At 63.7% G+C, this 13,206-nt stretch carries 14 protein-coding genes; 7 read left to right on the top strand and 7 right to left on the bottom strand.

Annotated elements, in window-relative coordinates; translation table 11 throughout:
* Positions 1-52 precede the first annotated feature (52 nt).
* Positions 53-334: a hypothetical protein gene (locus tag BB934_RS31200; RefSeq protein ID WP_099513765.1), complete on the bottom strand. Its 282-nt coding sequence runs from the start codon at positions 332-334 to the stop codon at positions 53-55.
* A gap of 131 nt (positions 335-465) precedes the next feature.
* Between BB934_RS31200 and BB934_RS31205 the strand changes: the two genes are divergently transcribed.
* Positions 466-1,068, top strand: a complete 603-nt coding sequence (locus BB934_RS31205) for a TetR/AcrR family transcriptional regulator (protein ID WP_099513766.1) — start codon at positions 466-468, stop codon at positions 1,066-1,068.
* A gap of 224 nt (positions 1,069-1,292) precedes the next feature.
* A complete protein-coding gene (locus BB934_RS31210; protein WP_099513419.1) occupies positions 1,293-2,447 on the top strand; it encodes an IS110 family RNA-guided transposase in 1,155 nt (384 codons plus the stop codon).
* 671 nt (positions 2,448-3,118) lie between these two features.
* On the opposite strand, the gene BB934_RS31215 is transcribed toward BB934_RS31210, so the two are convergent.
* The 3 genes from BB934_RS31215 to BB934_RS48440 all read right to left on the bottom strand — a co-directional run bounded on the left by BB934_RS31215 (position 3,119) and on the right by BB934_RS48440 (position 5,700).
* Complete coding sequence (locus BB934_RS31215; RefSeq protein ID WP_099513577.1) at positions 3,119-4,333, bottom strand: IS91 family transposase; 1,215 nt, start codon at positions 4,331-4,333, stop codon at positions 3,119-3,121.
* A 12-nt stretch (positions 4,334-4,345) separates the two neighbouring features.
* Positions 4,346-5,221 carry a tyrosine-type recombinase/integrase gene (locus BB934_RS31220; RefSeq protein ID WP_099509486.1) on the bottom strand — a complete coding sequence of 292 codons (876 nt, stop codon included), beginning with the start codon at positions 5,219-5,221 and terminating at the stop codon, positions 4,346-4,348.
* Between the two features lie 65 nt (positions 5,222-5,286).
* Positions 5,287-5,700, bottom strand: coding sequence for a hypothetical protein (locus tag BB934_RS48440; RefSeq protein ID WP_162299234.1), 414 nt, complete (start codon positions 5,698-5,700; stop codon positions 5,287-5,289).
* On the opposite strand from BB934_RS48440, the gene BB934_RS31230 reads away from it, so the two are divergent.
* The 5 genes from BB934_RS31230 (at position 5,611) to BB934_RS50685 (ending at position 11,375) form a co-directional block, all read left to right on the top strand.
* On the top strand, positions 5,611-5,826 hold the full coding sequence (locus tag BB934_RS31230; RefSeq protein ID WP_099513768.1) for a DUF3565 domain-containing protein: 216 nt from the start codon (positions 5,611-5,613) through the stop codon (positions 5,824-5,826). The genes BB934_RS48440 and BB934_RS31230 overlap by 90 nt on opposite strands.
* Positions 5,827-6,200: 374 nt before the next feature.
* Complete coding sequence (locus BB934_RS31235) at positions 6,201-9,620, top strand: DEAD/DEAH box helicase (RefSeq protein ID WP_237050400.1); 3,420 nt, start codon at positions 6,201-6,203, stop codon at positions 9,618-9,620.
* The gene (locus BB934_RS50675; RefSeq protein ID WP_335645635.1) at positions 9,617-10,339 is read left to right on the top strand and encodes a hypothetical protein; all 723 of its coding nucleotides are present in this window, start codon (positions 9,617-9,619) and stop codon (positions 10,337-10,339) included. Before BB934_RS31235 ends, BB934_RS50675 begins: the two co-directional genes overlap by 4 nt.
* Before the next feature lie 56 nt (positions 10,340-10,395).
* A complete protein-coding gene (locus BB934_RS50680) occupies positions 10,396-11,073 on the top strand; it encodes a phospholipase D-like domain-containing protein (RefSeq protein ID WP_335645652.1) in 678 nt (225 codons plus the stop codon).
* Complete coding sequence (locus tag BB934_RS50685) at positions 11,043-11,375, top strand: phospholipase D-like domain-containing protein (protein ID WP_335645636.1); 333 nt, start codon at positions 11,043-11,045, stop codon at positions 11,373-11,375. Before BB934_RS50680 ends, BB934_RS50685 begins: the two co-directional genes overlap by 31 nt.
* A 532-nt stretch (positions 11,376-11,907) precedes the next feature.
* On the opposite strand, the gene BB934_RS31245 is transcribed toward BB934_RS50685, so the two are convergent.
* The 3 genes from BB934_RS31245 to BB934_RS31255 all read right to left on the bottom strand — a co-directional run bounded on the left by BB934_RS31245 (position 11,908) and on the right by BB934_RS31255 (position 13,040).
* The gene (locus BB934_RS31245; RefSeq protein WP_157934427.1) at positions 11,908-12,171 is read right to left on the bottom strand and encodes a hypothetical protein; all 264 of its coding nucleotides are present in this window, start codon (positions 12,169-12,171) and stop codon (positions 11,908-11,910) included.
* 239 nt (positions 12,172-12,410) lie between these two features.
* Positions 12,411-12,632 carry a hypothetical protein gene (locus BB934_RS31250; protein WP_099513770.1) on the bottom strand — a complete coding sequence of 74 codons (222 nt, stop codon included), beginning with the start codon at positions 12,630-12,632 and terminating at the stop codon, positions 12,411-12,413.
* A gap of 66 nt (positions 12,633-12,698) precedes the next feature.
* Entirely contained in the window at positions 12,699-13,040 is a 342-nt protein-coding gene (locus tag BB934_RS31255; protein ID WP_099513771.1) for a response regulator, read from the bottom strand.
* Positions 13,041-13,206: the final 166 nt, after the last annotated feature.

Consider the following 13,206-nt stretch of genomic DNA (forward strand, 5'->3'; position numbering starts at 1 on the left):
CAGCTCCCGCAGGAGGAGGAATTGGGATCAGTGATCTGTCAGAGCGCGGGTGTTACTGAGCCGCTGCCGTTTGCAGGTAGCCCAGGGTGTCCTTCTCGGCCTCGCCCGTATTCGCGCCGACCTGCAGGATCTCATTGTGTGCAGAACTGGTGAGGGCGCTGGTTCGCTCGACATCAGCCGGCCCGCACAGGAGGCCGAAGGTGTCCTTCTCGGGATCCCCACTCAGGACCCCGACCTGAACGACCAGAGTAGAGCCGCATGCGGCCAGAGCCGGTCCGGCAGTTGTGAGAACAAGAGCAGTGGCTGCAAGGATGAAGAGAGGACGTCTGGGCATAGCTTCGCCTCCTCCGGAACCAATCGGGTTCCGCAATGATGAGAGTCTTGACGGACTAGTTTTGCTGGATTAAAAGTTTTAGCGAGAGAAAGATTTCACGAAATCATCATTCTGTCAAATGTAGAGATCTGATGGCGAGAGACTACCGGATGCAGAAGCGGGCGGAGGCCCGTGACCAGGTCCGCGAGCGGATCGTGGAGGCGACGATGCGGCTCCACGACGAGAAGGGGGTGGTTCCCACAACCTTCGCGGAGATCGCGGAACGCGCCGGTGTCGGGCCGGCCACGGTCTCCCGGCATTTCCCCACGCTCGGTGACCTTGTGCGGGCCTGCGGCGCGCATGTGTGGCTCGAGATGCGCCCCCCGACTCCCGACGCTGTTGCTTCGGTGTTCGCTGAAGCCAAGACGGGCCGCGATCGGCTCGTGCGCCTGGTCGAGGAGCTGGATGCCTTCTACGCCCGGGGCGCACACCGCCTCGCCCTCGCGGCGCGGGATCGCGACCTCGTGCCCGAACTCGACGGTTTTCTCACCGCTGTGGAGGCCGGCGTTGAGGCGCTGGTCAGGGAGGCGCTGGCGCATACCGAGGATGGTGAGCACGTCATCCAAGTCGCCGTCGCGTTCACCAGCTTTCAGGTCTGGACGCAGTTCACACGAGTTGATCTCGCTCCTGCGGAATTGACCCGATTGAAAGTCAAGATCCTGGAATACGCACTCAAGGCTGCGCGGCAGGTCTAGTCCACGAGGGGTCCGCTCGAGGTTACACAATGCCTGCTTCCGCAAATTGAACATACCGAAATCTGGGAAGGTCCGCCTCTGTGAAGGGTTTCGGATGCCGGCCATCGCGACGTAGGCACATGCACTGGGGCCGGCGTCCGGAAGCCTCCAGGGAAGATGCTATGGGACCGGCGGCGAGGATATCATATCCATCGGCGCTGAGATGAACCGATGGAGTGTCTCCCATGCAGAAGCTGAACGACCTGAGCCGGTCCCTCGCTCCCCTCGAACCGGACAGCACACTGATCTGCGTGATCGAACTGAGCCTGAAGAGCTGGCTCGTCGCCGGCATCGTGCCTGGCGTCGAGCGCCAGCCGTTGAAGAAGCTCGCGATCGACGAGGACGCCTTGCTGAAGCTGCTGCATCGATGGCGAGACGAAGCAGAGAAGGCGGGCCGCAGGATCAAGCGCATCGCTGTCGCCTTCGAGGCTGGCCGGGACGGCTTCTGGCTGGCGCGCTGGCTCAGGGCGCGCGACATCGAGGCCCATGTCATTCACGGATCGAGCGTCGCCGTATCGCGTGAACACCGCCGCGCTAAGACCGACCGACTGGACACCGAGCTGCTCAAACGCGCCTTTCTCGGCTGGCTGCGTGGCGAGCGCGATCACTGCAAGATGGTCGCAATCCCGACCATCAGGGAGGAAGATGCCAAGCGGCCCAACCGCGAGCGCCTCGTGCGAGAGCAGAGCCGGATCATCAACCGCATGAAAGCCACGTTGATCCGGCTCGGCATCCGCAGCTTCAATCCCAAGCTGAAGAAGGCCGCCGAACGCCTTGAAGGACTGCTCACCCCCGAGGGCGAGGCGATCCCGCCCAATACCTTGGCTGAGCTCCGTCGCGACATCGAACGCCGGCGGCTCGTGCGCGAGCAGATCCGCCAGATCGAGGATGCCCGCCTGGACCGTCTCGAGCAAGCACCCTGCGACGGGCCCCATGCCATGGTGCGCCTGTTGGGGCGCATCATGGGGGTTGGCATTGAGACGGCCGACATGCTGGTGCAAGAGGTGCTGGCGCGGCACTTGCGCGACCGACGAGCCGTCGCGCGTTATGGGGGCCTCACAGGCTCGCCCGATGAGAGCGGCACAAGACGTCGGGAGAAAGGGCTGGCCCGTTCTGGTAACGCTCGCGTTCGGCGCGGCATGATCCAATTGGCCTGGCGCTTTCTCATCTTCCAGAAGAACAGCGCCTTGGCACAATGGTTTCGAGCCCGCACCGAGAACGCTCGCGGCACGCGCAAGACCATGATTGTGGCTCTGGCGCGCAAGCTCCTGGTCGCCCTGTGGCGGTTCGTGCGAGAGGGAATTGTGCCTGACGGCGTCGTTCTGCGCCCTGCACAATGATCGGAGGACGCTCAAAATCCCCAGCAATTTCAGCCCGGTCCGTCCTCTTGTGACGGTTCGCCGCTGACGGTTCGAGGTGGCGGGATCCCGATGTGGTTCCTTGGCTTTCATGCCGAAGGGAAGAATGGGTCCGCTGCTTTGGAGCTTCGCCGCCGATGCGCATGACTGCATCATGGTTCGGGGTCATTGGACCCACCGAATACAAGGCTGTGGCGCGATGACTCGGCGCCCGTGGCATGGCTCCGCTCTATCCTCGGTCGGTTTGACACGGCTGATCCCGTCGCGGGCAGATCGGCTGGGAATGCTCCGCATTCCGGTCCTGGACGCTTGGCCAAGGAGCAAGAAAGAGAGGCAGACCACGTCGCTCTTGACAACAAACGTCCCATACAAGGAACCTGCGGAACAGTTGGGCGCCGCGCGTGGTGCGCTCATCTATGGGGATTTGGGCGCTTTGGATCGGGGACTGGATCGGCGTCGACGCGTCCAAGCCAGCGGAGTGGCGGCGATGAGCCGGAGCGGGGCATCATCGCCGTGGCCGAGTTGGCGCGACGGTGACCATTGATGCTCCATTCGCGGGGTATACGCCTCATTCGGCCGAGTGCCCGGGTGGCTGGCGCAGGACCAACGGCGGTGACGAACAGCAGGGCGGCAGCGTCGTGGGGCCATCGGTTTCATGAGGTGTCGACCCGGATCACAGCACTCGGGGACGATGGCCGGTGTATTGGCGAAGACCCGCGCGCGAACCGCTCGATGATGATCATGCGCCCGCCGCAGCAGGGACAGGGCTGCGTCAGGCATGGTGGAGCTGTGGCGCCAGTCGGGTCTGCGGTCACCGTTGCACAGGGCTCACGCGCACCAAGCAGCGCGCGGGCTCGCGTCAGGTTGGCGGCGCGTGAGCCGTGAGCGAAGAGGCCATAATGCCGGATGCGATGGAAGCCGCGCGGGAGCACGTGAAGCAGGAAGCGGCGGATGAACTCGTCGACAGCCAGCGTCATCGTCTTGCAGCGGGCGCGACCCTCAACCCGATAGTCCTTCCAGGTGAACGTCACGCCGCTGTCGTCGGCGCGGATCAGCCGGCTGTTCGAGATCGCAACCCGGTGCGTGTAGCGGGCGAGGTAGGCCAGAACGGCCTCCGGTCCGGCAAACGGCCGCTTGGCATAGACGAACCACCTGATCTTGCGCAGACGAGCCAGGAAAGCTGCGAACGCTTTGGGACCGGTCAGATCCGCGTGGTCGCCGAAGAACCGCAGTTGCCCGGCCGCATAGGCCGTGGCGAGCTTCTCCAGGATCAGCCGCCGGAACAGCTTTGAAAGGATCCGCACGGGCAGGAAGAAGTTCGGCCGGCATGCGATCCATCGCGTGCCGTCAGGGGACAGCCCACCGCCCGGCACGATCATGTGCACGTGCGGGTGATGCGTCATCGCCGAGCCCCAGGTGTGCAGCACGGCGGTGAGGCCGATCCGCGCCCCGAGATGCTTGGGATCGGCCGCGATGGTAAGGGTCGTCTCGGCCGCGGCCTTGAACAGGAGATCGTAGATCACGGCCTTGTTGGGAAAGGCGAGAGCGGCGAGAGCGGCTGGCAGTGTGAACACCACGGGGAAGTAGGGCACGGGCAGCAGTTCGGCTTCGCGCTGTGCGAGCCAGTCCCGGGCCGCCGCGCCCTGGCATTTGGGGCAGTGCCGATTGCGGCAGGAGTTATAGGCGATGGTCGTGTACGTGCAGTCTGCGCAGCGCGCGACGTGCCCGCCGAGAGCCGCCGTGCGGCAGGTCTCGATTGCGCTCATCACCTTGAGCTGGCCGAGGCTCATATGCCCGGCATTGGCGCGGCGCCACGCCGGTCCATGGTCGCGGAAGATGTCCGCGACCTCCGGCCCTGGACGGGCCAAGACGACCTCGCCTTACGCGGGCGGCTGATGCTCCGGTCTCAGCAGGGTAAGCCGATCGAGTGGGCTCATGACGGCGCGGATCGTGGAGGTGGCGACACGGGTGTAGAGCGCAGTGGTCTCGAGTTTGGCATGCCCGAGCAGGACCTGGATCACGCGAATGTCGATGTTCTGTTCCAGCAGATGCGTGGCGAAGCTATGCCTGAGCGTGTGCGGGCTCACGCGCTTGGTGATCCCGGCCTGCTGCGCGGCCGCATGGAAGGCGCGGTTGAGCTGGCGCGTGGTGAGCGGGTTGACCGGGTTCTGGCCGGGAAAGAGCCAGACCAGGGGCCGCGCGATCCGCCACCAGTCGCGCAAGAGTTCGAGCAATTGCGGGGAGAGCATCGCATAGCGATCCTTGCGGCCCTTGCCCTGCTCGATGCGGATGAGCATGCGCTGAGAGTCGATATCGCAGACCTTGAGCGACACGACTTCCGACACCCGCAGCCCAGCGCCATAGGCCGCGCTCAGAGCTGCCTTGTACTTGGGGCCCGGGGCCGCCTCGAGAAGGCGAGCCACTTCCGCCGGGCTCAGGACGAGGGGTACTTTGCGCGGCTCGTGGACCAAGGTGAGACGCCGAGCCAGATCGATCCGATCGAGGGTGACGGTGAAGAAGAAGCGCAGGGCCGCGACCGCCGCGGTGCGGCTCGGTGGGGTCACGCCGCTTTCGGTCAGGTGCAACTGGAACTGCCGCACATCCTCAGGCGAGGCGGTCTCCGGCGAGCGGCCGAGGAAGGCCGCGAAGCGTCTGACCTGGCGGATGTAATCAGTGCAGGTCTTCTCGACGAAATGGCGCACCGTCATGTCGTCGATCATGCGCTGGCGCAGCGGGCTGATGGCTGTCTCGGACATCGAAGGCTCCTGTCGTGAGGTGGAGGCACCACACCCCTCGATCCTCAAGACAGGACCCAGCCCTGTCATCGTGTGCCGTTCAGCGGGTTACCGCCCCCAAGCCATGGCACCGCCCCAGCCGCAGTGCCCTCCCGCGCGAGCGGGTTCGTTCTCTGGCCCAGAGCGGAGGCAAGCCGAACTTCCGCCCTGAGGTCGAATGCAGTCGTTCGTGCCAAGCGCTGTAGGTCGAGTTGCGGGAAGAACTTTTGGTACACAAAGCTGGTCCAAAGCATGTTTTGCCCCCAGCCTATCTCTTTGTTTTTCTTGAATACTGCGCCATGTGGTTCTCCTTCCCTCGGCTCCATTACGGCTCCGATTGGACGCATGGGCGCCTGACGTTTTGCTGGAACATGAAGAAACGGATTGTCGGCTTTCACCTTGACGAAGAACAGCACTGGGTTGCTGAACTTGAATGTGGCCACAACCAACATGTCCGCCATAATCCGCCTTGGACCAATCGTCCGTGGGTGATTACAGAGGAAGGCCGCGAGAGGGCGCTAGGCCACGAGCTGAACTGCAAGAAGTGCGACGTCGGGGCGCCACCGGACCGGAGTGATCTGCATTAATGCCTCAGCTGGCACAGAGCCGAAGTACACCAAGCGTCCGCAGGCGTGGGGTCAGCAGACCTTTACACGGTCACGCTTAACGGCTCAGTTTGACCCGCACCGGACGTTTGGCCGACGCCGGGAAGCGGACCATCGTTGATCTGACAAAACTCGAACACTTCGGCCTAATCCGAATGCTTTGATCGGCGATGGAACACCAGTGCGCAGTCGCGCACCCTGCAGCGGTATTCTACTCCGCATCTGATCGAAGCTGAGGATAAGTCGCACGGGCACTACCACCTCACGGACCATCCCTGATATGTTTGTTCCGTCGCCGACTTCGCCTTGAGGACCAGCCCGGCGGCGCGAGCTAAGCGAAGCCCAGAGACGATCGAGTGGGAAACCGTTCTCGCCAACCTCCGCCGCAATCCTTGGAAGGCCGCTTCAGGTTCGCCGAGGATTCTGTTCGGGTCCAAGGAGGGCCCCTCGAATCCCGTCTTCGACCTGCTAGGGACATCGAGACCGGGGAGCAGTATCTCGTCAGGTTATTCCCGAAGACCGGCACGGCCATCGACGAGGATCTCCGTAGGCTCGTCGACGGTGGCCTGCGCCGCATTCGCCGCGTCCTCTCTTCGCGACGGGCTAGGGACGTTCTCGTTGAGGTTATTGAGGTCGTCGAGGACAAGCATGAGCTCGGCATCGTCATGCTCGATCCCGGGGCTCCGTTGCTCGGCTCGCCGCGGAGGGCACAGGCGAGGCGCCAATTTTGCATGACGAACGGCGGCCGCCGGGATTTTTGGCGGAACGTATCCCGGGTGGTCGAGGCCCTCACGTATTGCCACGACGCTGGCATCGTTCACGGCGCCATCGACGAGCTTGCAATCTTCGCCGGCGACGACCAGGCGCCGAGCTATCGGCTGGGCGGCTATGAGGCCTGCGTACACATCACGGACGATGATCTGGTTCCCTCTGGGATGGCCTTGCGGACATCGAACTCCATCTCTTTCCGTCAGGATCTGGCCGACCTGGCGAGGGTCGTCCGCTCGGTCCTCGGGCTCGGGGCGCCGGATGCCCCCGTCTTGACGAGCATCGAGCAGCGCATTTTGGCCAGGATGGCCGACCCGCCGCACTATCAGCTCTACGACGCTCACGTAGCCTTAGAAGATCTGACCGAAGTCGTCGAGGAGCTCGATCGGCTGGGCGCGAGCGTTGAAGGCGAGCTGGTGCTCTACCCCGTGAAAGAGGTCCTGAGAAGCGACCTTCCGTCGTTGGCCTCCGGCGCAATCTTGGCGGACGACACGGATGCGTTCATGCGGTTCGTCGCGGACGACCTGCTCAGGCCGGACACGCGCGCGGTCGTCGACGATGCGCGCACGGTCCGACTCGTGACCGATCTCGCAACGTACAGGGTCGAAATTGTCGATAGCCGGATCGGCATGATCGTGCGTGGCGCGAAGCGGCGGCCTCAAGACGCCATCGCAGATGCGTTCGAAATCAAACGGCGGGTCTATCTCGCAAGGAATCACGGCGCGGCAGCCGAGCGTGTCCGAAGGCTCGGCAACGGCGCTCTGTCCTGGGCCGGTCTGGGGCAGGCACGATCCGTTGTGGCGATGTTCGATGACCCCCCTTCGTGGCATGCGCTGATCCTGCTTGAGGCGTTCTCCTTGCTGAAGCAGCAGTTACGGACGTTCCCGGTCGATGTTTTGACGCCTCCCCAAGGCCGATCCGAACTCGTGTGGATCGCGCCCCGGAGCGACGCGGATGTAGAAGCGAGGCGGAAGCGGTTGAAGCTGCCGTCGCCGGCGGTCGCCCTCGCACGGGAGATGGACAACGACGAGGGGCGTCCGGATTGGACCGTCTCGTTCAGCGACACGTTGGGTCGGCCGAAGGAGCGTCTTCCCGAACTCGCGTTGGAGCAGATTGCGGAGGTCGGAGGCCGGCGTGCCTACGGGTTCAGGTCGAGCGAACCCGTCTTAGCGGAGAAACTTCTCTTCCTCCGTCCCCGCACTGATACGGGCACCGAGAGCGCGATCCGTCGCCGGCTGCAGAACGTCGTGGCCGCGAGGGCAAACGTCGAGCTTCTGAGGGCCCTCGACGATCCTGCGACCGTTGCGATGGAAGACGCCCTGCGGATGGTCGCGGCGCCCGACGATCCGCCCGACGGTCTCGACGACTCCAAGAAAGAGGCTTGGAAGGCCATTGCCGCAGGTCGCTCAATCAACGTGGTCGTCGGGCCGCCTGGTGTCGGCAAAACCTATCTCGTCGCGCAATTGATCGGAAGCATCCTTGTCCGGACGCCGAGCGCCCGCATCCTGGTCTCGTCTCAGAACCACGAGACGCTCATCTCGTTGGAGCACGAGCTGAAGGCAGTTTTGGCGCCGCTCGGGAAGATCGTCGTGCGCGTGCAAAAGTCCGACATCGAGGCTGACGCGACCCTCCTGAGGCGGACTTCGCAGGAGTTCCTGGAGGCGGTGTCACGCGCCGATATGTCCGGGCCGCTCGTCAATCCGTATCGCGAGATCCGGGAGGCGTTGCGACCGACCGACGAGGCCGAGCGAGCCGTCGCCGAGCGCGTCCTGCGCGACACCGACAGCCTGCTCCTGCGGTCGTCCGACGTGACGCTCGCGACGACCTCGTCGCCGTTCATCGAGGACATGATCGCCGATGGCGAGCAGTTCGATTGGGTCTTCGTCGAAGAGGCAGCCCGTGCCAACGGAGCCGAGCTGATCGGAGCGCTCCTCCTCGGCAATCGACGCGTAATGATCGGTGACCATCGCCAGTTGTCGCCTTTCGAAGCGAAGGAGCGGAAGAGGTTCTTCGAACCGTTCCGTGCGGAGGAGTTGCTCAAGGATGGAGCGGAGCGTCTCGCGTCCATCCCCGACCTCCCACCCGAGGTCGATGCGACGCTCGAACGCCTGAAGACAGACGGGACACTGCTGATCGACGTGCTCGCGGCTGCCACCCGCCTGGAGGAACCGTTTTGCTCCATTGCCGAGCGGGAGAAAGAACGCGAGGCCGAGGCGGGTCGTCCGAGTTCCATTGCAAAGACGCTGCGGGAACAGAGCCGCATGCATCCGACGATCTGTCGGGTTGTCTCCAAAACCTTCTACGACGGCGACCTTGTCCCGTCCGACCGGGTAAAGGGGCGGAAGGCGACGGTTGGCTCGCAGGCCGGTTTCCCCGCGTCGCCGATCGTCGTGCTCGACCTCCCCCCGCTCGGCACGTCCAAGGTTAGATCGTTCGAAAAGCGGAACAGGAAGGCACTGTCGAACCCCTCTGAGGCCGCGGCCCTGGTTGACGCGCTCATGGGCGTATGTCCCTCGGCCGGCCCGGACGAAAAGCCGCCAAGCCTCGTCGTGCTGGCGACCTATACCGGACAAGTCAAACTTCTCGAAAGTCTAATAATGCCGAAGGTGGACGCCGAGGGGCGGCTCCGCGGTTTCGTGTCACCGCGCGGCGACGGACGTTTCGTCTACACGAGCGACAGCTTCCAGGGCGGCGAGGCGGACGTCGTCCTGGCAAGCCTGGTGCGCAACAACGTGATGGTCGGCAAGCCGGCGCTAGGATTCCTCAGCAACCCGCAGCGTCTGAATGTCCTCCTTAGCCGGGCGAAGCAGAAGCTCGTTGTCGCGACGAGCCTCCGGTTCCTCTCGGACGTCGTGGACGGCACCGATCCCGACCGGGCGGGGGGAGACCTGGGCTTCATCCGCACGCTGGTCGGGGAATTGCGCGGGCTGACCGGCGAGCGGGTCGATGGCGGACCTCACGGTGTGACGATCCTGGCACGGGACGAGCGCGGGAAGAGCGTCCGATGACGATATACATAGCGGCGTGGCACTATCGGGCCCGCGTCATCGTCCAGAGGACCTGGGGTTGGAGCCCGGTGGAGGAGCTCGTGCTCCTGCATCTCGACGAGGCCCCGGGCACGATGGAGTCGGTGAAGGCTCGACTGGGCCTGAACGCCCAGGTCGTAGGTGCGACCCTGTCGCGCCTGATGCGATTTGGTCTGGTGGAGTTGCGGACCTCCCCCGTCCCGTTGCTGTCCACCAGTGCGTTGGGTCGGCAATTCATCCGCTCGGGACAACCCCTTCCGGAACGGACTGTCGACCGCGAGATTCCGGTGAACCTCGTCTACGAGCGTGTCGGCCGGTCGGTGTTTCGGCGGCGGGACGTGGACTTAATACCAGAGCGCGACGTCGGTCCCATCGACTATGCAGTGAGGTTCACCAGGGACGAGCCGGACGAGACCGACGAGACGATGGCTCTTCGGGTTGGCCGTTTCATGGCGGGGACGCTGCGGCCGGGCGAATGGCTGCGCGGCGTCCGTGCCGTCAACTCGGTCCTGCGACGTGGTTATCTCAGGATCGAGCTGAACAACGCGCGAAACGGGTGTTTCCCAAGGGTGCGAGCGACGAACTCGTCGGCGCCCTACGTGCGACCCTTAAGACCGGCCTCCCGCCTCTACTCGCCTCCGAGCCACAGGCGTCTGTGCTTCCGATCGAGACGGAATTCGACGCCGACGGGTTCCTTATAGGGTCGGCCGACCACGTCGACCGGTTCGTCGAGATCGTCGACCGCGCGGAGCAGGACGTGTTTGTCCTCTCGACGTTCATCGCGGCGCAAGCCGACGAGAAGGGGCGGGAACAGCGCGACCGCATCCTCGACGCCCTAGACAGGGCCATTAAACGCGGTGTCCGTTGCCACCTGTTCTTCGGGACGTCGCTCGACGAGCATGCCAAGCACGCGCACGCTATGGAGGAGATCCGGGTCAGGCTGTCGGCCGGGGGGCTCACCCGCGGATACCTTCAGGTGCATCGCGATCCCGTGAGGAGCCATGCCAAGATCCTGGCTGCCGACGACGGACGCGGCGGGGCCGTCGTCGTGATTGGTTCGTGCAACTGGCTGTCGTCCCCGTTCTCGGCTGTGGAGGTATCGGTGGTCCTGAGGGCGAGCGGAGCCGCGGCCGCGGCCTCGACGTCCTGCGCTCGATTTTGGCGCCTCTCCCGGATGCCAGTCGATCCCGGGAGAACCTGCGCTTCATGGCGGCCGAGTTGCGCCGTTCCTCGGAAGACGCCAGACTTCGCCGAACGCCGCCCTCCGGCCTTGCGAAGGCGCGTCTTTCCGTCGTTTACGCCGCCGATCACGAGCCGCTGCTCCGGAAGGCGGCTCACGATGCCGAGAGACGCTTCGTCTGCTGCACGCACAGGCTCGGCGCTCCGATGGTCCCGGCCTTGTTCATGCCGGCGGAAGTGGCGGGCCGTCGTCTGAACGATGTCAGGGTCCTCTACTCGCGCCAGACCGGGCCGGTGAAACGCCGCCACGTGTCCGAGCAGCGCGAGCGTCTCCATGGTTTGGTCGACGTGATCGGGGTGCGAGAGCCGCAGCTCCACTGTAAGTTCTTATTGTGGGACGACGACCATGTAGTGGTGAGCACGATGAATTGGGGTTCGCAATCGGGCAGGACCGACCATCCCTTGGACGAGATCGGCATCCACCTAGAAGGTCCAGGGCTAGCCGCGAGGCTCCTCGAACGGATCGAGCGGCTGCTGCCGCAGGTTTCCGATCGCTAGATACCTTCTGCGGTCGTGGGCAGGTCACCTGTGTGAAGCAGGGCTCCATGGCAGCCAACCTGAGCGGGTACCGTCCTCCTCGTCGAGGATAACTACTCGCATTGGCGATGGATAGAGCGGCAGGGAACGACGGCTCCTGGCACGCCTGAGACCGAAGCTCGAAGGCAGCAGTTCTCATCGAACCGGACGTTCTCAACGCGCAGGGAATCTCGGTTCCTGACCCACTCCGGACCATCCTGAGATTGGGACACATGGCTGTCGGAGCGACTGATCCGATTGGATGCGAAATTGTTGGCAGTCATCTCAGCCGCTAAGAAGCGCCTTCCACTCCCGGATTTGCCGATCAGAGCAGGAGCGCGGCGGATCTCCGAAGAGACGCTAATAGCCGATACCAGCCTTGGGATTCAGCGTCCAAGACCCCGCGGTCAGCGGGACCTCAGGTGAGGTCTCGTCCTCGATCATCCAGAGGCTCACAGGCGTGCCGTCGCGCGGCGCAGTGGCAGCCGAGGCTCATAGTCGTTCTCGACTGAGTTTAGACGGAGGCCAGACGCCATTGATTACAAATCGCAGAGGCGGCGGCGAACAAGGCTGCGCTTGTGAGGGCGGCGGCTGTGATTTCCGCGAGGATCTGGGCAAATGGCTCAACCTCGCTCATGTTATGAGAGATGGCTTCGTTTATCTCGTGCGCGCAGCCTAAGGCGACGCCGATAAGTGCGCCAGTGAGTGCCAACAGCTCGGTATCCCACTTCTTGCTGGCAGTTGGTTTGTCGGAGTAACCGTCGAGAGTGCGAGACAAGGCAGACCCTCCGGTGGACACCCTAGGCCGCTTCAACTGCTGGCCACTTCGCCTTGTTCCCGCAAGGATATTAAGAGGTACGCCCTGCTCCAGGTCGATCCGGTGCCGGATCGTTCGCGCGCAGTCGTCGTGCACGGCGCGGAGACCGTTCTGGCCGCGTCGATTTCGTGTCTCATCCGGTCAAGCAAACTCCGCACTGAAATCCAATTCCATACTGGGCGTTATGCGAAATTTGTGAACTATAGATGGTTGTTCCGGGTAAAGAGGATTTGGCTCTCGCTCGACCCACAGACCTTGAGACGGCAGTGATACAACCCGGCCAATCTGGCTACTGCGGCGCGGCGCTCCTCAAGGGTCGGATAATAGGGGGCGAAAGCCTGCTCAACCTCGGCTGTCGGAAGCAGCAGGGTTTCTCCGGAGCGCAGGCGTGCCAAGCGGTCTTGCAGGTCGTCGGCATTCATAGCGAATGATCGTCGCTATTCCCCCAACTTGTCAAAATCGCGCTGATCGGAAATTCGCCGTACCTTTCAAGCCGCCCATGTTCCCAGAGCGCTGATCACCTGAGCCATCCTGTAGGCTTTCGAGATAATGATCCCTCCGGGGACAGGCTGCATCTGCTCCGCATACCCTGTCACATACAGGACGGGTAGATCGGGGAAGCGCTCGCGAAAGGCCCGGGCCACCGCCCAGCCATTGGCTCCCGGCAGGCGAATGTCGGTCAGCAGCGCATCGACCGTAATCCCAGCTTGCAGGAGTTCCAGAGCCTGCCCGCCGCTGGCCGCCTCGGTGACCTCGAACCCGGCATCTTCCAATCCTGCCACAGCCATCTCACGAACAAAGGGATCGTCTTCGACTACCAGAATTTTCATGCTGCTCCTGCCCGATGGCCTGCATACATGGTCAGCCAGGTCCCCTCATCAACCCTATCCGATTCCATAAGGACACTTCGGCGGAATTTGTGGCTCGTGTACGTGAGCCCGCGTACGATCGGTGCCGTGCCAGACCTACGCCAAGAACCGCTGCTGGAGCTTCTTG

This window comes from Microvirga ossetica (assembly GCF_002741015.1).
Classification (GTDB): Bacteria; Pseudomonadota; Alphaproteobacteria; order Rhizobiales; family Beijerinckiaceae; genus Microvirga; species Microvirga ossetica.

Bases quoted from the DNA above. Each gene is read 5' to 3' on its own strand.
- BB934_RS50685 (WP_335645636.1), top strand. From the start codon at position 11,043: ATGCCGGCGGAAGTGGCGGGCCGTCGTCTGAACGATGTCAGGGTCCTC.
- BB934_RS31220 (WP_099509486.1), bottom strand. From the start codon at position 5,221: ATGTCCGAGACAGCCATCAGCCCGCTGCGCCAGCGCATGATCGACGAC.
- BB934_RS48440 (WP_162299234.1), bottom strand. From the start codon at position 5,700: ATGGCGGACATGTTGGTTGTGGCCACATTCAAGTTCAGCAACCCAGTG.
- BB934_RS31250 (WP_099513770.1), bottom strand. From the start codon at position 12,632: ATGAATGCCGACGACCTGCAAGACCGCTTGGCACGCCTGCGCTCCGGA.
- BB934_RS50675 (WP_335645635.1), top strand. From the start codon at position 9,617: ATGACGATATACATAGCGGCGTGGCACTATCGGGCCCGCGTCATCGTC.
- BB934_RS31210 (WP_099513419.1), top strand. From the start codon at position 1,293: ATGCAGAAGCTGAACGACCTGAGCCGGTCCCTCGCTCCCCTCGAACCG.
- BB934_RS31205 (WP_099513766.1), top strand. From the start codon at position 466: ATGGCGAGAGACTACCGGATGCAGAAGCGGGCGGAGGCCCGTGACCAG.
- BB934_RS31255 (WP_099513771.1), bottom strand. From the start codon at position 13,040: ATGAAAATTCTGGTAGTCGAAGACGATCCCTTTGTTCGTGAGATGGCT.
- BB934_RS31230 (WP_099513768.1), top strand. From the start codon at position 5,611: ATGAAGAAACGGATTGTCGGCTTTCACCTTGACGAAGAACAGCACTGG.
- BB934_RS31200 (WP_099513765.1), bottom strand. From the start codon at position 334: ATGCCCAGACGTCCTCTCTTCATCCTTGCAGCCACTGCTCTTGTTCTC.